Here is a 23454-nt window from a genome sequence, read left to right as displayed (position 1 = left end):
GAGTAATGACTGGCATGAGTCATATCATGCCAGTCAATCATCCCAGATGATCAGGCCTCTTCTTTTTCCCTGGCAGATTCCTCAAGCGCCTTTTCTGGCCTCAGGTCGGCTGTATCAAGTACTTGCCGTGGCATCTCTTTTTTAACCCGGACACCCAGGTTCATAAACTCGTTAGCCTGGGATATCAGATTGCCACGTCCCTGTTTCAGGGTATTCATTGCATCATCATAAGTGCCCCGGGCTGTGGTTAGCTGGGCGTCGAGTTTTTCCATCTTTTCAACAAACACTCTTAACTTGTCGTATACAAGGCCAGCTCGGTCAGCCAGTTTTCTTGCGTTGGTGTTTTGTCGTTCAATGGTCCAGAGGTTGGCAACAGTCCTGAGGGTGGCGAGCAAGGTGGTTGGTGTGACTACGACAATTTTACGTTCAAAGGCATCGTTAAATAACTTTTGATCATGTTGGAATGCGGCCATAAAGGCCGGCTCTATGGGCATAAACATAAAGACAAAGTCAGGCGCCTCAATACCAGGTAGCTTGGTATACCCTTTTTCACCCAGTCCTTTGATATGGTTGCGAATACTTTGAATATGGCGCGCCAGTGCTTTTTCCCTTGATGTGTCATTTTCAGCACTGACATAGGCCATGTAGTCAACAAGGGAAACCTTGGAGTCAATAATCAGGTGCTTGCCTTCTGGCAGATGAACAATGAAATCAGGTCGTTTATTCTGTCCCTCATCATCCTTGAAGCTGGCTTCTCTTTCATATTCCTGGCCTTTGATCAGGCCACTGCTTTCAAGGATTTTTTCAACCTGGATCTCACCCCAGTTACCTTGTAGCTTTTTATCGCCTTTCAGGGCTTTGGCAAGGTTACCGGCTTCATCAGTGATTTTCTGGTTGAGTTTGTGGAGCGTTTCCAGTTGTTGCTTTAGTGCGGCCCGGCCAGCGTGGTCTTCTTTATGGGTTTCCTCAACTTTACGCTTGAACTCGACGATTTGTTCCTTAAAGGGTGTCAGTGTTTCTTCCAGGCGTGCCTTATGTTGCTCGGAGAAAGCCTTACCTTTTGCGTCAAATATCTCATTGGCAAGGTTATTGAATTCCTGCTTCAGTAGCTCCTTATTCTCATTGAGTTGTTTTATGGCCTTCTCGTTACTTGCCTGCTGTTCCTCAAGTCGGGTTTTTAGCTCCCGGGCATGTTTTTCTGCACCATTGCGGACTGAGCGCTCGGACTCAAGGGTTTGCAATATCTCTGCTTTCTCTTTCTGGAGCCTGTCTAGCTGTGCTTCTTGTTCTTTAGCCTGACCTTCGCTATGGCGGGCCTGTTGAAGATCTTTCTCATAGGTTTCTATTCGGGTCTTGTACTCATTGGCTTGTCTTGTGCTTTCTGACAGGTTGTCCTGGGATGACTCAAGTTTTGTTGCCAGTTCCTTATTACTGACTTGCAGTTCAGTATAGTCATTGCTCAATGTTTCGAGCCTCTGCTCCAGTCTGGTGTTGCCTTCTTTATAGTCATTGAGAAGATCTTTGTTTTGACTGAGACTGGTTTCCAGTTGTACCTGGATACGCTGAGATCTTTGCCTGCTGATGAGTGAAGTGAGCAGGGCTGTGATAAGGGCAACAATAGCGGCAACAGCAATAGTAATAGATGACATCAATACTCCCTCATAAATAGAGCTGTATGGCCAAGACGCTAACAGTATCACAGGTGTCTGTGAAGTGGTGTGGAATGTTTATTTTTTAAGGCAGTACTGTTTAGATTGTGATTTTTTGGCAGTTAAAAAAAATCCAGCGAATCATGTATTCGCTGGATTGATCGGTACTGCTGATTTGGACGCTTAGAAAATAAAGTGGGCAACACCTGCAATAACCGGCAAAGTCACCATAGTTCTAAGCAGGAAGACAATAAACAGTTCCCAGATAGTGACAGGTATTCTGCTTCCCAATAACAGCGCACCCACTTCTGCCATAAAAATTAGTTGGGTCAGTGACAGGGCTGCGATAACAAACCGTGTCATTTCTGTTTCTATCGAAGAAGCAAGAATGGAAGGGATGAACATGTCGGCAAAACCTACAACCAGGGTTGTAGACGCCTGGCTGGCTTCAGGAATTTGCAGAAGTTCCAGCAGGGGCACAAATGGCATGCCCAGATAATCAAATACCGGTGTGTACTCTGCCACAATCAGTGCCAGAGTGCCTATCCCCATAACGATTGGCAGTACGCCAAACACCATATCGATAGCATTCTTGAAGCCATCCTTGATGACGGTACCCGGGTTTTTTACTGATTCCGCTTTTTCCAGCGCCTTATGCAGTCCCCAGGAAAAGGTTGTCCATCCCTGTGGAATTACATCGACATCGTGATCACGGGATTTGCCATTAATGAAGTGGTCTTTTTTCCAGGACAGGGGCGGCAGTCTGGGAACGATGATAGCTGCTACAAAGCCGGCCAGACAAACGGTCAGAAAGAAAGGTACAAACATATGCTGGAGTCCCACCTGGGCAATTACCACCAGTGAGAAGGTGATTGATACGGTGGAAAATGTGGTGCCAATCACCGCTGCTTCTCTTTGTGTATAAAAACCGCCTTCGTATTGCTTGCTGGTCATCAGGATGCCAACGCTACCATCACCCAGCCAGGAGGCGATACAATCGATGGCAGAGCGCCCGGGCAGGCCAAATAAGGGGCGCATGATTTTGGTGAGCAGAGTGCCAATCAATTCAAGCAAGCCAAAGTTCATCAGCAATGGCAGTAGCAGCCCGGCAAAAATGAAGACGCTGAACAGTACCGGCAAAAGGTCATTCAGAACCATCCCCCCGGTTGACTGGGACCAGACGGCTTCAGGGCCTACCTTAAAATAACTGAGAGCAATAAACAGTGCTCCGGCGATGCGAACCAAACACCAGAGAGGAGTTACATCAAGGAGGCCATTAAGAAAGGTGCTGTTTGTAATAATATCGGGTCTTGCCAGCTTGGTGATCACTGTCAAGGCGGCCGTGACCAGGACAATGGCTGTCACCAAAGCGGGTAAATAATCACCCAGGGAGGATTGTACGGCACTGGCGAGTATGGCTATGGGAATGGATACCTCTCCTCGGTAGCTGACAGGAGTGACAAAGAGAAGAAGGCCTGCTAGGGAAGGTACCAGGAAGGTTAGTAGTGTGGCCATATTAAAGGGCCGTTTGGTAGCGACGTTCGACTGCATTTTCAAACCTGTGTGTCCATTTTTGCCAGTGACTGATACTCAAGTTGCCGGTAATCCTTTTGACAACTTTAAGTGGTTAATTATGCATTTATATAGGTTAATTTTGCAATAAAAAGTGAGTGATAGGTGCTGTTTTTCAGTGTAATTAACTTTTTGTTATCTGTTTCTATTATTTTTAGAGGCTTTTGTTATGCATTAAATAGGGCTATATATTGCTTTGTTTTTAATCGTCATGAATAAATATGTGGCAAGGCTTGAAGGGGTGTCATGGGAGGTTCTGGCGTTTTGTTGCTTGTGTTTATATTTGAGTATGCGAGTAGTTGATAATCAATACCAGCCAGCCTAATGTAACTATAGGTTCTGTATAAAATTTATTGATTGCGCAAGGGAGATGCCATGTACTATATCGTCTATACCAGTGCCGCCAAGGAAATGTTTTCTGAAAAAGAGCTGGATGAGCTGCTTGAGGTGGCCAGGCGAAATAATACCCGGGATGGGATTACCGGTATGCTGCTTTACTGTGATGGGGTCTTTATGCAAGTACTGGAGGGTAGTAGCAAGGATGAGGTTATGAAGGTGTATGATAAAATCGGCCAGGATCCCAGGCACTACCGGGTGATGAAGCTTCTGGAAGGAGAGCAGGACAGCGCCCAGTTTTCGGATTGGAGTATGGGTTTTAAGAAGCTGGATCCCCTCATGAGTTCAAAGCTTGGCTTTAGTAAATTTCTTGACCTCAATGACAATAGTCTAACCATTGATCAGAAGGGTAGTAGCGCATGGAAAATCCTTTCCACGTTTAGAAAAAATAATACCTGAACCACGCTGGATTCAAGCAATAAGAGAAAATCCCCCCCCAGATTTTTCTCTGGGGGGGAGTTCAATTTCAAGAAAGCCGGGGGGGCTATAAGTCGACAGGTAGCTTGCCAAGGGAACTTTTTAGCATTGCCTGGACCTTCGGCCGTCCTCCTCGGGACATTGAGAATTCAAGGCCTTGACGATATGACTCTGGCAGGTAGTAGCGCTTGCTGTCATCCATCCGAGTGTCCTCGTAAACAATACCGTATTCAATCAGCCTGTTGAGTTCCTCCGGTTTAAGACCTATATCTTTAGCGGAGAAAGGGATCGTCTTCAGATCAGAATCCACGCCATTTAGTTGTTGGATCCACTCTTTCAGTACAGCAAGCTCATTTTTGGCTTCTTCTACTTTTTCTTCACTGCATTTTGCCATTGAATCTCTCATGGATTGGGGAGGTAGTACTCGATCCATCCAAGCAGTCCTATTGTCATTGGATAAGGCTTTTTCGCTTGAGTATTTCAAGAATCGGACTATGTCACGTGCTTGTAGTCGGCCTTTCAAGTCACATAAAGCTGCGTATACCCAGCGGACAGAGTAGGCTTCTCTAGATGCGGGCTTTCCTAATTTTAATCCCCAAAGTCCATGTAGCTTGGCTGAGATTTCTTTGGTCATTAGCTTGTCAACGGGTTCTTTCGCAAAGTAAAGAGCAGCTTGTTGGCAGATCCAGTAAACCAGCCGCAAGAACGCATCAGCATCCCAAACCAGCTGGTATGATTCATATAGTGAACGAAACTGACCAAGATTTTGAGTAATTACGGCTTCTACATAATCCTCTCTTATCAATATAATGATGCCGATCGGGCAATGATTTATTTCCCGAAGGCGGTTTGGTATACGTAAAAGAGCTTCGATTGCTGCATTTTCAGCTTCTTCCTCACCTACCTTTTTGAATTCATCCTCAAGACCATCGATTATGATAACCGTTTGGAGTTGCTTTTTATTCAACCATTCTGCAAGTGACTCGAAATCAGGTGTTTGTTCAGTATCCAGTCCATGCAGAGCAATGAGTTCTTTTTCCCAGAATAACTCCCAGTCAGTTTCATTCTCCCTTTTTGCTGCTTTTAAATTTTTTCTGAATGCTGATGAAGTAAAGTATGGGTTAGTTTCTGCTTTATTATAAAAAGTATTTCTTGCCCTTGTTATTGCCTTTAGTGCATCCCCTTCAACGTTGGATGAACCTATGTGCGGAAGTATATATGTATGTTTGAGTTGTTTTGATAGACTTTGATCAAAGCTGATGCCTGCATCGTGGAGAAACCTACTCCAGGTGATTCTATGACATAGCTGCACGTAGTTGAACGTTTTACCAGCACCCTTGGCGCCAATGGAGACTATTTTCGGTAAGTCTTTTTTATGCCGTTGTGCTAGATTTCGGAGGGGGTCCGTAAGCAGTAGCTCTGTAGTTGCACCTTTTTCTGCATAGACTAGCCGACTGCTAAGATCATTTAATAGTCGCGCTTGAGCATCTTGGTCAGTGCTCTCCGGGCGAGAGGGGGCTATATCCTCCTGGCTTAGTAGGTTTTTTGCCCACTTCAAAGCTTCAGCCAGCAGAGGGTTACCAGTCTCAATAACATTAAGTGTGCTTTCCCATTGGCCTAGGTTAAGCATTTGAGAGCTGAATTCACCTTCAATAATCTCAAGACCTTCGGTAGCGTTAACACCCTCAATCGTATCTAATGTATACGCTTTGTTTAAGCGCTCCAGGCTATCTTTATAACGAGGTGTTTTTCTGAACTCTTCTGTCACAAAAGTGGCAATAACTCTTGGATCTAGAGTTTGTGCTCCAAATTTTCTACGCCACTCAGAGTCGCTTGCCAGGGTGGCTAAACGCTCCAGTACAAACTCTGTGCCTTGGACAGATTGTTCAGATAATGTCGTTACGATAAAACGCTCTACTCGAGGATCAAAGAGTAAGGGGCTTGATAGTTCACTTAATCCTGCCCGAAGATCAACTAGAATTAAGTCTGCTCCTAATTCTTTTCCTAGCTGTTGAAGAATGTCAGTGCAACGCCAAGGGTGGTCAAGTGAGTTTGCCAAGTGCTCAGGTCGGACAGATATGTCCATTAGCTGAGTCATCCCCATATTGGCAGTATCTGAAAAAGCGGGTAAAAGGCAAACTTCTATTCCTGCGACTGTTTTTGAAAAGCTGTTCAGCTCATCAGCAAAGAATTTGATAACTCTAGTGTTTTCTACGGGGGGGTAGTGACTAGCCTCCAGGAACTGAATCCAGGATACCTTTGGTCTGTCAGATGGCTTGTATAGATAAGTAAGCCCGGGGGCTTCCAGGTCTGCATCTACCAAAAGCACTTTGAGGTGGCCGCGATCCTTATTTTTTTGTTGATGAAACTGCTTCATCAAAGCAACAAACCATGTTAATAGGGAGGTGGTACGCCCTACCCCTCCTTTAAATGAGTGAAATGCAGCAATTTTTGTTTTCCCCGTTGGTGATTCTAGGCTTGTGGGTAAAAGAGGGGAGGTGGATGCATAGCCAAGATCTTTCCAAAGAGGTTTCACGGTACGAGGCGATCGTTGTGTATCCTCTGCAAAATTGACTTCTAAGCTAGCATCGTCATCATAGGATAGTAATATTCTTTTCTTTTCATCAGCTTCTTGCCATTTACTCCCGAATATGTTTTTTAGGAATTCAGTGGCGCTAGCTTCTTTCCCGTGAGTAAAGTCTATTTCTACAGCATCACTATAAGTGCGAATATCCGAAATACTATCTGGGAGGTGTGCGAAATTCTGTGTTTTAGAGGCAAGTATTCTTTCAATATCAAGCCAGCTTAAGAGGTTCATTAGCGTTGATCCCTAATCCAGTGGCAAACCTTTTCAAGCTTCTGAGTGAGGCGCTCTCTATCGGAGCTATCTTTTAACTCGACCCCATAACGCCAGACTTGGTTGAGTTCGCTTTGCTGAGCATTGCGTTGTCTGTTGGATGGTTTTAATGGAGTCAGGGCTATACTACCTGGCAACCGTATATCGCTTCTGAGGCACTCTAGCATGCCATTTAAATTATGACCAAGTTTGTCAGTGCCAACATTGGTATCTTTATTTTGGCGCCTCATTATTAGCGATTTTAATCCACACTCAACAGCATAAAATAGACAAGCTAGGCCGGAGTAGGATTTAACAGTTAGTAGTTGAAAAGCCTTCCAGTGATCTCGGAAAGCCCTGTCCATTTCCCTTCTAGTTATTTCTATCATGACTAAAGCCTGCATACTGATAGCGGGATTTTAGCATGAAAAGAAAAGTCAGTTGGGTGGGTAATCTCATCCCTTGGTCTTATTGTACACAATAAATGAAATTGTATTTATCATTGGGAGGCTGACCGATAATAGTGACTGTAACGAGGGGAATAAAGTTGCAGTAGGGTGGTCTATTTTCGGTCAGGTTGTTAGGCTGCTGGGGTGGTTGATTCTATAGGTCAAACTTGCGGAGCAGCCGAGCCGGGTTTCCTGCATAGGTTCCGGGTACGGAAATATCTCTGGTAACCACTGTTCCCGCACCGATCACCGTTCCACTACATATTCTCACCGGTAGAATTGTGGCATTTGAGCCGATGGTGACATTGTCCTCAATAACCGTGGATTTTTTATTTTCAGGGCTGTCATCCGGTTTACCCGCCTTTAAAAGGTCATTGGTAAACATAACCCCATGGGAGATAAAGCAGTCGTTGCCAATGGAGACATGTTCGCAAACAAAGCTATGGGACTGAATCTGGGTTCTTTTACCCACTTTGACATTTTGCTGGATTTCTACAAAAGGCCCGATAACCACTTGATCACCAATATCACACCGATAGAGATTTACCGGGCGAACAATTTTTACATCAGCGCCAAAGTTAACATCTGAGATGCCGGCATCCAGTTCAATGGGTGCTTCGGGTATCAGGAAGTTCAGATTCATAAAGCAAGCCTTATTATTAAAACTTGCAGCCACTTTATGCTTCCTGGTGTCAGGGTGTAGTGACTTAAGTCAGCTTAAAGCGAGTTGTAAAGCAGCGCTAGTAGTCCGTCCGACAGCAGATGATAGTTTTGTCCTCTCGTTCCCAGGCTCCAGCCTGGGAATGCATACCTCCCCAAGTTATAACAGTTGGAGGTATCCGTATGCATTCCCAGCGAGGACGCTGGGAACGAGGCTGCATGTCAAAGGCATTGAAAAGATATTCTTAGGCGCGATGCGCGGAGAATGGCGCTATTTTTTATAGGGCTATAATTTTACAACTTTCCCGGTTTTATAGGATTCAAGGCAGGCATCAGCCAGCTCCAGGGCTCGAACGCCGTCTTCAATAGTGGCGACAGGTGCTCGATTGTTTAGAATGCTATCGACAAAGTCCTGCAGTTCAGTGCGAAATGCCGGGAGGTATCGTTCAAGGAAGAAAAACTTGGGTTTATCGGCTACCACCCCTTCTTCTCCTGAGAACTGAACTTCATGCATTCGGTGATTATTGGCCTGGAGCATACCTTTTTCACCAAAGGCTTCAATGCGCTGGTCATAACCATATGCAGCCCTGCGACAGTTGGTTATCTGGCAGAGCTTGCCGCTGGCGGTTTTTAAAACAACCATGGCTGAGTCGATATCGCCAGCCTCTCCTATTGCCGGATCAACTACGCAGCTGCCAGAGGCCATCACCTCCACGGGTTCTTCGTCTAATAGCCAGCGGGCTATATCCAGATCATGAATCATCATGTCCCGGAAGATGCCTCCGGAGACTTTGACATACTCGGCGGGTGGCGGCAGAGGGTCACGGCTGGTAATAATAACCTGTTCCAGCTTGCCAATACGGCCTTCTTTGAGCTGGGAGTGAAGCTGGCCAAAAGTCTGGTCAAACCGGCGGTTAAAGCCAATAGCACAGGTTGTGCCGGTCTCTTTAACAATTTGGGCAACGTCCCGCGCCCGGGCAATATCCAGGTCTACAGGTTTTTCACAAAAGACAGCTTTGCCCGCTTGGGCAAAGCGCTCAATAAGGTCTGCATGAGTATTGGTGGGACTGCCAATCATCACCGCATCAATGCTGTCATCGTTGAGTGCTGTTTCGATAGAGGAGACTTCTGCACCGATATCTTTCGCCAGTTTTTTCGCTGCGGACTCGATGATATCCACAACATACTTAACCTTTACCCCGGGATGTTCAGACAGGGTTTTTCCATGTACTTGGCTGATCCGGCCTGCTCCAACCAGACAAAAATTGATTTTTTTTGTTTCACTCACGAGCCTATCACTCCTGATATAGGGTGTTTTATTACAGTTAATGTTTGTGTGCTTTATGATGTATATCGAAGGTTTAGCCTGGCTTGATCCTTTTATTCTATAGCGCGTTAGTTGTTGTTAATGTTTGACGTGATTTGTGCTGTGAGGGGATTTTATCCTGGAGATCCCGGGTGTTTTTTTGATACAGGTCAGATCAAATGAAAAAAAATATCCAAATTGTTTTGTTTTGGAATAATTTTTCCGCTACTGCCTGGTTTTGCAGATTGATCTGGATTCCAGAAGACGACTCCGGGTTTGTTTACGGCACACCCTGTAAAGGCAATAAACCAAACCAGAGAATGACATGATAAGCAGGGTGGGCAAAAAGACTATGGGCAGGAAAGGCTGTAACAGGAAGCCCATAGGAATTAACAGACAAGGAAGTCCGTTGAATCCCCCGTTATACCAGTAGCAGCCTCCTTTCTGATAAAGGCCTGGTAATTGTATTTGTTTAAATTGATAGAAGTACCAAACCAGCATGACACCGGTAATAGGGGCAAAGAGGGCGCCAACGGCTCCCATGATATGGGTGTAGGAGTTTATCATTTCCGGAAAGCAGGAAAGGATTGAAGCGATCAGGGTGACAAGAACCGTTGCCCAAACCCGGCCCAGCTTTTCCCAGGTATTACACAGAGAAAGCCCGCCTGTATAAAGATTGATCACATTAATGGTCCAGTTATCCAGAAAGACCACCAGTGCTATGAGCAATATGATCAGGGCATCAGGCTGTAATACAGAGATGGTTTCAAAGGGATTGATGTTACTACCCCCTCCGGCGATGACCGCGTAGGCACCAAAGATTGAGCCTACGGTAATTCCTGTGATACAGCCTGATAATAGGCCCAGGCAGAGTTCACGTTGCGATCGGGTATAACGGCTAAAGTCAGAGGCATCGGTGACAATGGAAAGGCAGGAACCAAAAATTGTGTTAAACCAGGTGGCGGTCAGTATCCAGCTCCAGTGAATGCCGGGCCACTGTAGAACGGCTGCCGGGCTGGCAGCTGAACCTCCATGGTTAATAATAAAAACGATCAAAAAAATAAAAGTGATTAGCTTGATGGGAAAAGTATAGACCGATAACCACTTCAGGTAGTGATAACCAATAATGGCAATGACTCCCTGGAATATGGCAAAAGCCAGTGAAACACTCCACAGCGGGATATTCATTTCAAAGCAGTTCCTTAAAATGGCTTCAATGGCCATAGCTCCCGCCGCTGTCTGGAAGGCAAACCAGTATATAGAACAGAGCAACCGCAGGGTTGATGTGATCCATTGGGAACCCCGGATACCAAAAACGGCCCGGCAAAAAACCTGACCGGGAATGCCATAGCGAACGCCTGCCCGGGAAAATAACACCAGAGGAAGGGTGCCAGTCATAGCCGCAATAATCTGAATAATCACCGTCGCCTGAAACGAAAGCCCTGCCACAACCATCATTCCAGATGTCAACAGGGTTCCCGGGTTAATAAAATAATTGCAGAAGATATTGAATAATGGCCAGATCCCTCCGGTTCGAGACTCGCGGGGAATTGGTTGTAATCCATAGCCTTCGCAAACCTTTGGCTGAGGAAGGTGGGTTACTGTTACCGGCTCGTTGTTATGAATATGAGGTTTGCTTTCCGGTGTTTGTGCGGACATAGGCTATAGGGTCAGCTTTTAAGGGTAGTGACCAGTCTAGTACATCATTTTCAATAAGCTTGGGGTTTGGAGGGAGGATTTGGATGTATCCAGAAAGCAACTGCCTATGCTAAGTTATGGGAGAATTGATAATTAATAAGTATCCCCTTCCCTTGCACTTTCCTATTAATTGGGTAGATTGATTCACAGCTTCAAGGATTGAATTGCAGCTACTAACTTATATAGCAAGTAAAAACGAGGGGGACTGGTGGTTTCTCTTTGCCTCCTGATAGATTTTTTAGATGGCGTAATGGGAGCAGTAGTTAATTTATCTCTATAGGTCTCTTCTTCATGTTCAACGTTGGTAAGTGCAAGGTTTCTGTATCCAGAGGGTTTAGTATATATCGGGTGAATACAAAATACCGGGATACGCTGATCATTAGCTATAGTTACTTTAATATTTTCTGATGTTGTTTCTTGATAGTATCTACGCCGAAGACCTGACACGTAACCTGTCGTACATCGACACTCTGTTGCCCTTGGTTGCTTTTTTCCTTTTTGCTTGCCTTTTATGTCATTAAATACCGAAACACGATTATTTGATTCAGCTGCTTCCATACTGTGCATGAAAGGGATTGTACTCTTATGCAATAAGTCATTATCTCCGATTAAAGCATGAACAGAATAGACAATTGGATTCACAAATAGACCCTCTTCTTCTAAGGGGAGAGTGGACCATATATTATAATATTGTCGTTTTAATCCGTAGTAAAAAAACGTTCTTCCCCGCTCTATGAGTGGATGAGAAATTACTCCTTTAATCCACTCAACCTGACCTTCAGAGTCCTCTGTAACCACCACTTCTAAAGTAATATTAACGCCTAAATGGCCAGCCCGTAACACAATTTTCATTAGGCAGGCAAGTAATCTTCTTTGAATAGCATGACGGTCGGTTATCTCCCTAACAGGATTATATCCCCCGTTATAATTTGGGAATGCTGTAATTATGTATGTTAACTTCCTTTTTTCAGAGTCTTCGTATACAGAGATAGAACTCTTCATTTTAGCGACAATAATTTTACAATGACCAGATAAAACAATATTTAAATCATAATGGGTTGTTGTTTTAAATTCACTTTGTATTTGGTTGGCACTGTCTCTATAAGGATGCTTTTCTAAATGACTCTTTCTGACAGAATCCTTTTGGTTGCTTTTAACGGCCAGTAAGTTGCTTGTGGAAAAGGAAATAGTCAATATTCCTAAAAGTATATTTAAAATAAGTGAATTAATCACAATGTAAAGCCTGTTTCTTAAATACAGTTGTTCACTGTGTAGACTTGCCAGACTATCTGGGAAGGTGAGCTTCAAGTATCTCACGACTTTCATAAATTTACATTTTCTATTTTATTCCTAATTATTATATTAAATGCAAATATTATTTTTTAGATGTGTAGTTGAATTGTGCTTAAATATGGATTCATGTTTTTGTTGATAACTTGGTGAGTAAAGAACTCCTGATATATTTGGAAAAGATGAGAAACTGAACTAAAGGTAGTGGATAAATAAAATGCGCTAACTTCTGTAAGCCTCAGGCTGATCGGAATGCATGCTTAAAGGGTGACATAGAGAGGAGAGAGCATGATAGCAATCATCGATAGTAGAAGGCATGCATGCCCAGTTCAGAATGAACAAAGAATTATCGGAGGACGCAGGGGAAAAAGCTGTCTCGCAATGATTTGCTTTATTTTGATACTACTTTGTTCATTTATACCTACAAGCTGGGGAGCGATATGGTTTTTTGTAAAGGATGGTAATGTAGATGCAAGTCCTGGAATGCTGGCAGCTTCTTCAAGTTTAGAAAATCTCAGTCCTTTCAAGGAAACTTGTAGTCTTGCTCTGAAAAGTGAATATCAATACGGAGTCCCCTCTTTCCATTTTGATGTATATATTTATCATGATGCTATGCTTGGCGATCCTCCAGGAGTTCCATTTAAAAATTATGATCCCAGAAAAGAGTTATTTGCTGGTGCTATAAGACCTGTTTTTATGATTGATGAGGATGCCAAGGCGTTGGTTTTTGGTATGGGATCAGCCTATTTATCTGAAAATAACATTATTAAATGCAACAATATTATTACGAAAAGCTCAAAAGGGATGGTGTTCACTATTGAAAATAGTAATATTTTTTTAGACGGGACAACATTATTTAATATTAGGATGTTGATATCTGAATCATTGAGGTATACAAAGGAGGTTAGAGAATCAAATCCTTTTAAGCCAGTTTCGGCAGAGTTGGTTGATCCAAATGCACAAACTAGTAAATCTGTATTAATGGTAAGGCCAAAAATATCAGAAGTTATTCAACAATTTTCAATACGGGAAGGCTTGCGAAATGGATGCGATCTTTTTGATAATAAGTTTTTAACAGAAAAAATAATTGCGATAATCAAACACTATTCAGTGTCAGCTGCTAAAGCTGAGCCATTAGTGATAATGAAGACAAATTTCGAACCAGGTGAAGGCTCCTTGCATACTGTTAAGGTGGAAGAGAGTACCGGAGTTCAAATGGAAGCTACGGTGCCTATTAGGAATCGAGAAAAACTATCAATGCATGATATTCTGGCTGTATCGATTATCGATACGGAAACAGGTTTTCATGATTTCTTTCTTAGAGGCGTAGCTCTTGGTTTTAAAGACTATGCATTAATTTTTGGCTTGCAATATATTTATATCAGCCGCTTATCAGATATATTGGACCATTATAAAAAACAAGGTGTTAAATTGGTTGTCTATAAGGTATCCGGTGATTACAAAAAGACCAGGTGAAACGTTATTCAGTTAATAAGAATTTTGTGTTTGATCCAAGCAGGCAATGGGAACTCAGGATGTTTAAAAAATGGGGAATAATATTCCCCATTAACCCCTGCGCAAGTTATTTACTGTCCAAAATTAGCCAGTGAGGTGAGCAGTTTTTCCTGGACATTACGTCTTCGCTGTCCTCTCGATGGGCGGTTCTGGACATAGCTGCCATCAGCCTGGAGTGCCCAGCTGCTGACATTGTCAGAAAGGTACAGATCCAGCTCCTTTTTCACCCGGTTCAGCAATTTGGGATTTTCCAGAGGGAAGCAGGTCTCCACCCGCATATCAAGGTTACGAACCATGCCATCTGCACTGGAACAATAAACCTGGGGACTGCCATTGTTGGCAAAATAGAATACACGGGTGTGTTCCAGTAACCGCCCTACAATTGAGCGGACTTTGATATTTTCCGAAAGTCCGGGAATGCCTGGCTTGAGACAGCAGATCCCCCGAACCACCAGGTCTATTTTTACCCCGGCCTGGGAGGCTTTATACAGGGCCTTGATAAGATGGGACTCGGTCAGGGCATTCATCTTCATAATGATATGGGCGGGCAGGCCTTCGTTGGCATGGTTTGCTTCCTGGTTGATCAACTCAATCAACCCTTTCTTGAGAGTGAAAGGCGCGTGAAGCAATTTTCGAACCCGCACGGCCCGACCCATTCCCGTTAGCTGTTGAAACAGCTTGCGGACATCATTGGTGAGGTCCTTATCGCAGGTTAGCAGGCTGTAGTCGGTATAGAGTCGAGCGTTACCGGTATGATAATTACCTGTACCCAGGTGGGCATAACGCTGGATTTTTCGACCTTCCCGGCGCACGATCAGCATCATTTTGGCATGGGTTTTATAGCCAACCACCCCATAAACCACAACAGCGCCAGCTTCCTGAAGGCGGCGGGCCAGGGCCAGGTTGTCTTCTTCATCAAACCGGGCCCGGATTTCTACAACGGCAGTGACTTCCTTGCCATTTCGGGCTGCATCCACCAGGGCATTAACCATTTCGGAGCGGGATCCGGTGCGGTAGAGGGTTTGACGTATTGCCAGCACATTGGGGTCGTTGGCGGCCTGTCTTAGCATATCAACCACGGGGGTAAAGGATTCAAAGGGGTGCATCATTAGAATGTCGCCTTTGGCAACAATATCCAGAACACTTTCCTGTTTTTTACGCCCTTTATTGAAGAATTTTGGATAGATGGGGGTGAATGGCTGGAAAGTAAGTTCAGGCTTTTCTGAGCTGTCACAAACGGACATCATCCGGGTCAGGTTAACCGGGCCTTTCACTTGATAGAGTTCGTCATCCGTCAGGCCAAACTCATTGAGCAGGAAATCAATCAATGGGCGAGGACAGTTATGCACCACCTCCAAACGAACGGCTTTGCCATAACGTCGTGACAGTAATTCACCCTGAAGGGCTTTGGCAAGGTCTTCCACCTCATCCTCAAGGTCAAGGTCACTGTTTCTGGTCAGACGAAACTGGTAGCAGCCCTTGATGGTCATGCCGGGAAAAAGGTCTTCCGCATGACGGTGAATGATAGACGACAAAAATACATAGTTCTCATCGCCTTCATCACAGACTTCATTGGGTAAGCGAATAATTCTGGGTAATGATCGGGGTGCAGGGATAATGGCCATCCCGGTTTCGCGCCCAAATGCATCCCGTCCCTCAAGAGAAACAATAAAACATAGCAGTTTATTGGCAAGGCGAGGGAAAGGGTGAGCTGGATCCAGCCCGATAGGGCTGATAATGGGCATGATTTCGTTATAGAAAAATCGTTTGATCCATGCCTTTTGCTTGTCGGTTAACTCGTTTCTTCGTAGAAAACGAATACCCTTTTCTCTCAGGGCAGGTAACAGTGAGTCATTAAATGCCTGGTATTGGCGATCAACCTGAATTTTGGTGGTTTGGCTGATTTCCTTAAGCACGGCCTGGGGACTCAGCCCGTCAAGGCCTACATGCTCGCGGGCAAATTCTATTTGCTGCATAAGCCCTGCAACCCTGATTTCGAAGAACTCATCCGTGTTGGAGCTGAATATCAGCAGAAACCTCAGGCGTTCAAGAAGCGGAATATCTTCTTTAAAGGCTTGCTCCAATACCCGGATATTGAACTGGAGGTGGCTGAGTTCCCGATTGTTGTAATAGTCAGGGTTGCCGTAATCGGTCAATTTCAGCACTTTGGGAGCAGCCAGTTTTTCCAGAAGGGGGGTACTTTCAACGTTTTCGGTTGATAAACTATCTACATTCTTTGAATTGTCCATGTGACCTCATACTGCTTGCGGGTATGACCGAGGCCCTGGAGAGAAGAGGCCTGGTGATTTTATTTTAGACTCTTGTCAGACAACGTCAGTAATGAACTTGCTGGCAAAATGCCAGCAAATGGCTGGTGTTTCCAGTAAAAAGGATACCAGTTTCAGATTATTGTGTTTTTAATAATCTGGCTGCCTCAACGGCGTAATAGGTTAAAATGGCGTCAGCACCCGCCCGCTTCATTGCTGTTAATGATTCCATCATAACACTTTCACCATCCAGCCAACCATTTTGTACGGCAGCCATATGCATGGCGTATTCCCCACTGACCTGATAGACAAAGGTGGGTACTTTAAAATGCTCTTTGATGCGACTCACCACGTCCAGGTAGGGCAGGCCGGGCTTAACCATCACCATGTCGGCTCCTTCCTGAAGGTCCAGGGCGACTTCATGCAAGGCTTCGTCACTATTGCCGGGGTCCATCTGATAACTGTATTTATTGCCGGAATCCAGATTGACATTTGAACCAACAGCGTGCCGGAATGGCCCGTAATAGCTGGAAGCATATTTGGCTGCATAGGCCAGAATGCGAGTATTAATGTATCCCTGCTCTTCAAGGGCGCTACGAATGGCACCCACCCGCCCATCCATCATATCCGACGGGGCAATAATATCGGCACCGGCCTTTGCGTGGGACAGGGCTTGCTTAACCAGTACCTCAACGGTCTCGTCATTAATGACATAGCCGTTGTCATCAATGATGCCATCCTGGCCATGGGTGGAAAAGGGGTCCAGTGCCACATCCGTAATAATGCCTAGTTGGGGATAGCGGTCTTTTAAGGCGCGGACTGCCCGCTGTACCAGGCCTTCCGGATTCCAGGCCTCTCTGGCATCAAGGCTTTTCTTTTCCTGGGGTGTCACGGGAAATAAGGCAATGGCGGGGATACCCAACGCAACCCACTCTTCAGCATCCTTAAGCAGTTCATCAATACTGAGGCGCTCGATACCAGGCATGGGTTTGCAGTGGTTCCGCTGTCCTTGCCCCTCCAAAACAAAGACGGGGTAAATCAGGTCATCGACACTCAGGCGATTTTCCCGCATCAGCCGTCGGGAAAACTCATCACAGCGCATACGTCTTGGGCGTGCGGCTGGAAAAGGGCGATCAATCATAGCTGGATCTCTTTTCTGTCGGAAAGCTTTGCAACTGGGGCCATTATACGGAAAGATTTAATTGAAAAATAAAAATATCCTGCACCCCTCACACTGACAGGAACGGATTATGGCGAGAAACAAGTTGATACTGATAGTGGCTATTGTTGGTGCCATTGGTGCTTTTTACCAGTTCGGAGGCGAGGATTATCTGACGCCCGGTTTTTTCAGGGCGCTTTATAGTGACAACCCGGTTTTGACCGGTGTTGTGTTTTTCATGGCTTATATTGCCGTTACAGGGCTTTCTCTTCCCGGGGCGGCTATCCTGACATTGATGAGCGGCTTTATATTTGGTTTCTGGCCAGCGTTGCTTATGGTGTCATTTGCCAGCAGTATCGGTGCAACCCTGGCATTCCTGTTCTCTCGAACCTTGTTGCGGGAGTGGGTTCAGGGGAAATTCGCTTCTTATATGGAAACTATCAACAAAGGTGTTGCCAAGGATGGGGCTTTTTATTTATTTACCCTGAGGCTGATTCCGGCAGTGCCTTTTTTCGTGATTAATCTGGTGATGGGTTTAATGCCTATCAAGACCTGGACCTTTTATTGGGTGAGCCAGGTGGGAATGTTAGCCGGTACAGCGGTTTATATTAATGCCGGTGCACAGGTGGGTAAAATAGAGGAGCTTTCCGTCAGCGGTATTTTAACGCCTGCACTGATTGGCTCATTCGTCCTGTTGGGGATCTTTCCATTACTTGTACGCAAGGGTATGGAGTACTGGAAAAAACAGCGTCAGGGCCAGTAGTTGAATACAGCTCATCTCCAGGGTTTCGCGACACTCTCTTTGGAGGCTGTAACCAGTTAAAGTATTTTTTGCAACAACCTCGGGACGCTGGGAATCAGAAGGGGAGTTAAAGAACCCTTATTCAAGGGTTTTTCTTGATAGTTCCCTGTCTGTCATCGGCTATGTCCATTAACTGAGCCAGTACCCGACTGAGCACATCTCCCAGATAGCTGACAAAAAGAGTCCCCAGGGTGGCCCTGAAATGATGCTCCTGACTGCTGCCAAGAACTAAAAGACCTATTTTATCGGGGAAGTTTAAGGGGGCGACGGCAATGGATTTGATGTTGTCCGCTTGTGAACCAAATAAAAATTCGGTTTGTTGCTTGTTAAGACGGCCACAAAAGGCATTGCCCTCAGCAATTGTTGTACCCAGTACTGATTCAGCAATATCCCTGGATTCAAATTGGACGGGTAACCTTTTTGGATGGCTCGAAAACAAAATCAGGTTGTGAAACTCGATATTGAATTCCTGGTCAAGGCTGTCTTTTAAACTTTCTATGGCCTGCTCGGTATCTCTGCTTTCCAGTAAAGCCAGCACCAGTTGACGTATGCGCTCGAATAGGCGGTCATTGCCCCTGGCATTATTGACCAGGGACTCGAAGCGGTGATGAAGCTCTGTATCGCGCTCACGGTATAGTTTGAGCTGACGCTCTATCAATGAGATGGCCGTGCCCCGCTTATGGGGGAGAGCCATTTGCATCAGCAGCTCATCACGGCCTGCAAAAAAATCCGGGTTATTCTTCAGAAATTCCGCCACCTGCTCGGCATTCACGTGGGTTCGTTCTTCTGCTGTGCTGTCAGTCATAAGCGGGTATGTCCTTCAAAAACACGGGTGGCTGAACCTGTCATCATGACTGAATGCCCTTCACCGAGCCAGTCAATATGCAGAACCCCTCCTGGAAGATTGACCTTGACGTTATTATCCAGAAGCCCTTGCAAAATGCCTGCGACTACCGCAGCACAGGCTCCCGAGCCGCATGCCAGGGTCTCGCCGGTGCCACGTTCATAAACCCGAAGGCTGATTTCTGAACGGCTGATAATCTGCATAAATCCGGCATTACATTTTTTGGGAAAATCAGCATGGGTTTCAATTTTGGGCCCAAGGGTTTCTACCCTGGCCTTATAAACATCGTCAACAATAACTATGGCGTGAGGGTTACCCATGGAGATGGCGGTGATCTCAAGGTGCTCTTCATCCACTTGAAGGGGGTAAAGTGTGGAGGCTTGTGGTGCGTTAAATGGAATCTCTGAAGGGTCAAGCCGGGGCATTCCCATGTCAACAGTAACATCACCATTGTCGTGTAGCCGTAGCTCAATATTACCGCCGGCTGTTTGCACCCGGATCAGATTCCGGCCAATTAGTTTACGGTCACGGACAAACCGGGCAAAGCACCGGGCGCCATTACCGCATTGCTCAACCTCACTGCCATCGGCATTAAATATCCGGTAACGGAAGTCCATATCAGGATTGGTGGGAGGCTCAACCAGTAGTAGCTGGTCAAAGCCTATGCCAAAGTGCCGGTCTGCCAGCCGTCTGATTTTTTCAGGAGGGAGGCGTAAGTTCTGGGTAACCATGTCGACCACCATAAAGTCGTTACCCAAACCATGCATTTTTGTAAAATGTAGCAACATATTTTCAGAGCTTACTCTTCCGGAAGCAGCATTTCCGGAGCCATTTGTTCAGCAATGGTTTCCCGTCGGCGCACCAGGTGAACCTGGTTGCCATCGACAATAACCTCTGCCGGTCGGTTGCGACTGTTGTAATTAGAACTCATGACAAAGCCGTAAGCTCCTGCAGAACGAACTGCCAACAGGTCATTTTCCTTTATAGATAAAGTGCGATCCTTGCCAAGGAAGTCACCCGTCTCACAGATTGGGCCAACCACATCATAGGTGATGGCTTCAGCCTTGCCATCGGTTTGATTAACGGACTCTATATCATGCCAGGCCCCATAGATTGAAGGCCGCAGTTTGTCATTCATCGCGGCATCAACAATGGCAAAGGCTTTATGCCCTGTTCTTTTGATCAGTTCGACCCGGGTCAAAAGAATGCCTGCCTGGGCGGCAATGGAACGGCCGGGTTCTACAACCAGTTTAAGATTTCGTCTCTCAAGCCGGTGCAGAACGGCCTTCAGATATTCTTCCGGGGAAGGCGGTGTTTCATCTTTATAGCGAACGCCCAGCCCTCCGCCAATATCCAGATGCTGAATGGTAATACCCTGTGCTTTAAGGTTATCAATCAACAGAAGCAGGCGATCAAGGGCGTCAAGGAAGGGTTCCTTTGATGTCAGTTGCGAGCCAATATGGCAATCCACCCCGATGACCTTAATATGTGGCAGGGCGGCTGCCTTCCGGTAGAAGTCTTCTGCCTTGTTAATATCAACACCAAACTTATTGTCCTTGAGTCCTGTGGAAATATAAGGGTGGGTTTGGGCATCCACATCTGGGTTGACCCGAAGAGAGATGGGGGCGGTGGTATTGAGCTTATCAGCGATGGTCTGGATGCGTTCAAGCTCGGTTTCAGACTCTACATTAAAGCAGTGTATGCCCACTTCCAGGGCGCGCTGAATTTCCCGGTGCTGTTTGCCGACGCCGGAAAAAACTATTTTTGAAGGTGATCCCCCGGCCGCCAGTACCCGTTCCAGTTCCCCCAGGGAAACAATATCAAAACCGGCGCCTTGTCGGGCAAGAATATTTAAAACGGCAAGATTGCTATTGGCCTTAACGGCATAGCAAATCAGGTGAGGCCGGTTTTTCAGGGGAATACTGTACGCCTGATACCCGGCCTCCAGGCCCGCCCGGGAATAGAGGTAAAGAGGCGTGCCAAACCTGTGGGCAATATCAGCCACAGCCAGGGATTCTGCCTGGAGTTGACCCTCGTTATAAAAAAAACAGTCCATCAGGCCCCCCTATTACTTATGACCTAAGCAGTCATGAGCGAAATATGTTGCTCATTGCTGGCCGTCATTATGGCCATAAGCCATGGTAACGGCACTTTCATGGTAAAAAGCGCCTTTTGGATAATCAAGGCTGTTGTCCACTGATAGACATCGACTGTGCTTGGAGTGTGCTGCCGCTTTCCGGGATATAAAGATCCCCTTTCTGTCCACAGCCGGACAGCAGCAGTATCGGTAGCACGAGTACAAGCAAGGCTCTCATGGAAGCTCCTGAGGTTTCCGGTTTTTAGATCTGGCATTATAACCGGGTTGTGTTGAGAACTATACATTTCTAATGAGTACTTGAGCCTGGAAGCTCTCCAGTCTACCCTGCGCTGTATTGTTTATACACTATCTGGAATACCATGAACGAAAGTCGCTATAACCAGCTTCTGGATCACCTGATGTTAGCCATTGAAGATGCCATAGAAGAGTCTGGTGCGGATATTGATTACGAAACCACGGGGGGGATTTTGACCCTGACCTGTGAAAATGGCAGTAAGCTTATTCTCAGCAGGCAGACCCCTTTGCGACAACTCTGGCTGGCAGCAAAAAGTGGCGGCTTTCATTTTAGTTATGATGAAGAAAGTGATCAGTGGCTGTGCGATAGCACCCAGGAACTGTTTCCTGAACTGCTGAATAGTTGCCTTAGTGAGCAGAGTGGTGAGGCGATTGCCTTAGCGATTTAGGATTCAGGAATTTTGATTAACCATAAAGGCACAAAGACACGGAGGCTTATTGTTTTCTTCTCGTTCCCAGCGTCCTCGCTGGGAATGCATACGGATATTTCTGGCTAATACCGGACTCGCTGGCGAGGGGAGGTATGCATTCCCAGGCGGGAGCCTGGGAACGAGGTTGGCGAGGTTTACGCGTCTAAAAAAACGCCCTGCTGGAATCAGTCAGGGCATTTTTTAAGGCTGCCAGCAATGCTGGCGGCCTGTTTAGACAATAACTGGGGTTCGCTTAGAAGTAGTAGCGAGCCTGCAGGTTGAAGTAGTTGTCTGCATCTTTGTAGACATTTTTGCCATTTTCAACTTTGTCGAAAGATTTGCTCTTGTCCCAAGTGTACTCGGCAGCAAACTGCATTGGGCCCACTTCATAGATAGCGCCCAGCATCATTTTGTCAATCTTGGCATCGGAGCTGTTGCCGCGATTGTCATCTTTGACTTTCAGTTGGTTCCAGCCTGCCTGCAGGGAAATGCCGCCATCCAGAACCTGGCTCAGCTTGTAGCGACCGTACAGTTCGATACCTTCGGACTTTTGGTCCAGACCCATGTTGCCGTCAGAAGTAGCAGCGTTCTTACCCAAATGTGCAGAGGTGTGGTTTCTGAACTGACCATAGGTGGCTGCGACATAGATATCGTTCATGTCGTACTTAACAGCAGCAACAGCAGCTTTGGACTTCAGGTTACTGCTTTGCTCGTTAGCCAGGCCTCTTTCGAAGCTTGTTTCGCTATAGGTGCCACCAAAGGACAGTCCCATATCCAGGGTATAGCTGGCAGCCAGCTGATAGCCATGTTTACGCTTGATGTTGTCAGCAGTATCGGCGACATTACTGTCATCTTTTTTGTAGCTTTCGCCACGCAGCTGGTACTGAGCACCAACTTTCAGGCCTGCAAACTCACCACGATAGGTGAAGGCATTGTCAGCACGGCCAGTACCACTAAAACCACCGTCATCGGTGAAGCCGTTGTACTGTCCCATAGCAGCACCGCCACCGATCGCGAATTCATCGGTCCAGTTCGCTACGTCGCTGTATACAGACCACTGCTTACCGGCAGCTACAGCACCGTACTGGCTGTGCTTCAGACCAACATAGCCCAGACGGTTGCTGAACAGGTCATCAGCTTTAGTTTCGCCATTTTCGCTGGTGTATTCGTTATGAGCCTTGTAGCCCCACTCCGCTTTAGCAAAACCTGTCATGGTTTCAGACAGCTTGTGCTCGAAGCCGAAGTTAATACGGGCGCTATCATTATCAGCGCTGGTTTTGCCGTCTTTGGTTTCGGTCTGGATACCGATACGGCCACCAATGGTCAGTTTGTTAGTGCCATCGTTAACAACTTCCAGAGCCATAGCCTGACCCGCTACGAGCGATGCAACAACAGTGGCAAGCAGCTTCTTCTGCATAAGCCCTACTCCCGAGTATTTGTGTTTGTGTGCAAATAGTCATGAGAACCTCAGCTGACTTACATCTGAAGATATCAAGCCGGGCATCATGATTAAAAAATTTATTTGTCAAAGCACTTAATAACTAAATGGCCTATGACAGTTTTTTTCGCATTATTCAAAAGATTTTGCACTTGCGTCACATGAGATAATTGAAAGTGCCTATGAGTTTTTTTGAATAGATAACTGTCTATAGTGCTTTCAATTTGTGAAAATCTTTTTCTATATTTTTATAATTTATTGTTTTTTAAAGGTATTTTTACCGTGATCTCAGATTTTTATAAATTATGAATAATTCGCCCGGAAAAAACTCCATACGGATTCTTTACACTCCCA

The 23454-nt window shown here is 45.8% G+C and carries 19 protein-coding genes; 4 read left to right on the top strand and 15 right to left on the bottom strand.

From position 1 onward, the window contains the following. Positions 1-50: 50 nt before the first annotated feature. On the bottom strand, positions 51-1649 hold the full coding sequence (gene rmuC / locus MJ595_RS02615; RefSeq protein ID WP_263080967.1) for a DNA recombination protein RmuC: 1599 nt from the start codon (positions 1647-1649) through the stop codon (positions 51-53). Between the two features lie 183 nt (positions 1650-1832). Then, positions 1833-3200: a YjiH family protein gene (locus MJ595_RS02610; RefSeq protein WP_263080965.1), complete on the bottom strand. Its 1368-nt coding sequence runs from the start codon at positions 3198-3200 to the stop codon at positions 1833-1835. A gap of 396 nt (positions 3201-3596) precedes the next feature. On the opposite strand from MJ595_RS02610, the gene MJ595_RS02605 reads away from it, so the two are divergent. After that, positions 3597-4016 carry a BLUF domain-containing protein gene (locus MJ595_RS02605; RefSeq protein ID WP_263080964.1) on the top strand — a complete coding sequence of 140 codons (420 nt, stop codon included), beginning with the start codon at positions 3597-3599 and terminating at the stop codon, positions 4014-4016. An 85-nt stretch (positions 4017-4101) separates the two neighbouring features. On the opposite strand, the gene MJ595_RS02600 is transcribed toward MJ595_RS02605, so the two are convergent. The 6 genes from MJ595_RS02600 to MJ595_RS02575 all read right to left on the bottom strand — a co-directional run bounded on the left by MJ595_RS02600 (position 4102) and on the right by MJ595_RS02575 (position 12309). Continuing rightward, positions 4102-6852 carry a hypothetical protein gene (locus MJ595_RS02600; protein WP_263080962.1) on the bottom strand — a complete coding sequence of 917 codons (2751 nt, stop codon included), beginning with the start codon at positions 6850-6852 and terminating at the stop codon, positions 4102-4104. Next, entirely contained in the window at positions 6852-7121 is a 270-nt protein-coding gene (locus MJ595_RS02595) for a hypothetical protein (RefSeq protein ID WP_263080961.1), read from the bottom strand. Before MJ595_RS02595 ends, MJ595_RS02600 begins: the two co-directional genes overlap by 1 nt. A 352-nt stretch (positions 7122-7473) precedes the next feature. Next, positions 7474-7995: an N-acetyltransferase gene (locus tag MJ595_RS02590; protein WP_263080960.1), complete on the bottom strand. Its 522-nt coding sequence runs from the start codon at positions 7993-7995 to the stop codon at positions 7474-7476. A 270-nt stretch (positions 7996-8265) separates the two neighbouring features. Beyond that, positions 8266-9267, bottom strand: coding sequence for an inositol 2-dehydrogenase (iolG, locus tag MJ595_RS02585; protein WP_263080959.1), 1002 nt, complete (start codon positions 9265-9267; stop codon positions 8266-8268). A 243-nt stretch (positions 9268-9510) separates the two neighbouring features. After that, a complete protein-coding gene (locus MJ595_RS02580; RefSeq protein WP_263080958.1) occupies positions 9511-10944 on the bottom strand; it encodes a cytosine permease in 1434 nt (477 codons plus the stop codon). Positions 10945-11127: 183 nt separating this feature from the next. Continuing rightward, a complete protein-coding gene (locus MJ595_RS02575) occupies positions 11128-12309 on the bottom strand; it encodes a hypothetical protein (protein ID WP_263080956.1) in 1182 nt (393 codons plus the stop codon). 252 nt (positions 12310-12561) lie between these two features. On the opposite strand from MJ595_RS02575, the gene MJ595_RS02570 reads away from it, so the two are divergent. After that, entirely contained in the window at positions 12562-13749 is a 1188-nt protein-coding gene (locus MJ595_RS02570; protein WP_263080955.1) for a hypothetical protein, read from the top strand. A gap of 110 nt (positions 13750-13859) precedes the next feature. Here MJ595_RS02570 and ppk1 read toward each other — a convergent pair whose 3' ends face one another. Together ppk1 and hemB are read right to left on the bottom strand one after the other, a co-directional pair. Continuing rightward, positions 13860-16037, bottom strand: coding sequence for a polyphosphate kinase 1 (gene ppk1 / locus MJ595_RS02565; RefSeq protein WP_263080954.1), 2178 nt, complete (start codon positions 16035-16037; stop codon positions 13860-13862). 157 nt (positions 16038-16194) lie between these two features. Continuing rightward, a complete protein-coding gene (gene hemB, locus MJ595_RS02560; protein WP_263080953.1) occupies positions 16195-17196 on the bottom strand; it encodes a porphobilinogen synthase in 1002 nt (333 codons plus the stop codon). Between the two features lie 109 nt (positions 17197-17305). Here hemB and MJ595_RS02555 point away from each other — a divergent pair, with 109 nt between their 5' ends. Further along, entirely contained in the window at positions 17306-17977 is a 672-nt protein-coding gene (locus MJ595_RS02555; protein WP_263080951.1) for a TVP38/TMEM64 family protein, read from the top strand. 121 nt (positions 17978-18098) lie between these two features. Here MJ595_RS02555 and MJ595_RS02550 read toward each other — a convergent pair whose 3' ends face one another. From MJ595_RS02550 to MJ595_RS02535, 4 genes are all read right to left on the bottom strand, one after another. Continuing rightward, entirely contained in the window at positions 18099-18821 is a 723-nt protein-coding gene (locus MJ595_RS02550) for a DUF484 family protein (RefSeq protein WP_263080950.1), read from the bottom strand. Beyond that, positions 18818-19648: a diaminopimelate epimerase gene (dapF, locus tag MJ595_RS02545; RefSeq protein WP_263080949.1), complete on the bottom strand. Its 831-nt coding sequence runs from the start codon at positions 19646-19648 to the stop codon at positions 18818-18820. Before dapF ends, MJ595_RS02550 begins: the two co-directional genes overlap by 4 nt. An 11-nt stretch (positions 19649-19659) precedes the next feature. Continuing rightward, a complete protein-coding gene (lysA, locus tag MJ595_RS02540; RefSeq protein ID WP_263080947.1) occupies positions 19660-20916 on the bottom strand; it encodes a diaminopimelate decarboxylase in 1257 nt (418 codons plus the stop codon). Positions 20917-21040: 124 nt separating this feature from the next. Continuing rightward, positions 21041-21175 (bottom strand): lipoprotein, encoded by a 135-nt coding sequence (locus MJ595_RS02535; protein WP_263080945.1) that lies wholly within the window; start codon positions 21173-21175, stop codon positions 21041-21043. A gap of 142 nt (positions 21176-21317) precedes the next feature. On the opposite strand from MJ595_RS02535, the gene cyaY reads away from it, so the two are divergent. After that, entirely contained in the window at positions 21318-21641 is a 324-nt protein-coding gene (gene cyaY, locus MJ595_RS02530) for an iron donor protein CyaY (protein WP_263080944.1), read from the top strand. Between the two features lie 274 nt (positions 21642-21915). On the opposite strand, the gene MJ595_RS02525 is transcribed toward cyaY, so the two are convergent. Continuing rightward, a complete protein-coding gene (locus MJ595_RS02525) occupies positions 21916-23079 on the bottom strand; it encodes a porin (protein WP_263080943.1) in 1164 nt (387 codons plus the stop codon). Between the last annotated feature and the right edge of the window lie 375 nt (positions 23080-23454).

The sequence above is a fragment of the Endozoicomonas sp. Mp262 genome (genome assembly GCF_025643335.1).
Classification (GTDB): domain Bacteria; phylum Pseudomonadota; class Gammaproteobacteria; order Pseudomonadales; family Endozoicomonadaceae; genus Endonucleibacter.
Note: the sequence above shows the minus strand (reverse complement) of the source record. Positions and strands in the feature narration are given on the sequence as shown.

What these genes read in the sequence shown, in the direction of transcription:
- MJ595_RS02535 (WP_263080945.1), bottom strand. Translation starts at nt 21,175, where the DNA reads ATGAGAGCCTTGCTTGTACTCGTGCTACCGATACTGCTGCTGTCCGGC.
- MJ595_RS02605 (WP_263080964.1), top strand. Translation starts at nt 3,597, where the DNA reads ATGTACTATATCGTCTATACCAGTGCCGCCAAGGAAATGTTTTCTGAA.
- MJ595_RS02580 (WP_263080958.1), bottom strand. Translation starts at nt 10,944, where the DNA reads ATGTCCGCACAAACACCGGAAAGCAAACCTCATATTCATAACAACGAG.
- MJ595_RS02555 (WP_263080951.1), top strand. Translation starts at nt 17,306, where the DNA reads ATGGCGAGAAACAAGTTGATACTGATAGTGGCTATTGTTGGTGCCATT.
- lysA (WP_263080947.1), bottom strand. Translation starts at nt 20,916, where the DNA reads ATGGACTGTTTTTTTTATAACGAGGGTCAACTCCAGGCAGAATCCCTG.
- MJ595_RS02550 (WP_263080950.1), bottom strand. Translation starts at nt 18,821, where the DNA reads ATGACTGACAGCACAGCAGAAGAACGAACCCACGTGAATGCCGAGCAG.
- MJ595_RS02570 (WP_263080955.1), top strand. Translation starts at nt 12,562, where the DNA reads ATGATAGCAATCATCGATAGTAGAAGGCATGCATGCCCAGTTCAGAAT.
- MJ595_RS02600 (WP_263080962.1), bottom strand. Translation starts at nt 6,852, where the DNA reads ATGAACCTCTTAAGCTGGCTTGATATTGAAAGAATACTTGCCTCTAAA.
- cyaY (WP_263080944.1), top strand. Translation starts at nt 21,318, where the DNA reads ATGAACGAAAGTCGCTATAACCAGCTTCTGGATCACCTGATGTTAGCC.
- MJ595_RS02595 (WP_263080961.1), bottom strand. Translation starts at nt 7,121, where the DNA reads ATGAGGCGCCAAAATAAAGATACCAATGTTGGCACTGACAAACTTGGT.
- rmuC (WP_263080967.1), bottom strand. Translation starts at nt 1,649, where the DNA reads ATGTCATCTATTACTATTGCTGTTGCCGCTATTGTTGCCCTTATCACA.
- MJ595_RS02575 (WP_263080956.1), bottom strand. Translation starts at nt 12,309, where the DNA reads ATGAAAGTCGTGAGATACTTGAAGCTCACCTTCCCAGATAGTCTGGCA.
- MJ595_RS02610 (WP_263080965.1), bottom strand. Translation starts at nt 3,200, where the DNA reads ATGCAGTCGAACGTCGCTACCAAACGGCCCTTTAATATGGCCACACTA.
- MJ595_RS02525 (WP_263080943.1), bottom strand. Translation starts at nt 23,079, where the DNA reads ATGCAGAAGAAGCTGCTTGCCACTGTTGTTGCATCGCTCGTAGCGGGT.
- dapF (WP_263080949.1), bottom strand. Translation starts at nt 19,648, where the DNA reads ATGTTGCTACATTTTACAAAAATGCATGGTTTGGGTAACGACTTTATG.
- hemB (WP_263080953.1), bottom strand. Translation starts at nt 17,196, where the DNA reads ATGATTGATCGCCCTTTTCCAGCCGCACGCCCAAGACGTATGCGCTGT.
- ppk1 (WP_263080954.1), bottom strand. Translation starts at nt 16,037, where the DNA reads ATGGACAATTCAAAGAATGTAGATAGTTTATCAACCGAAAACGTTGAA.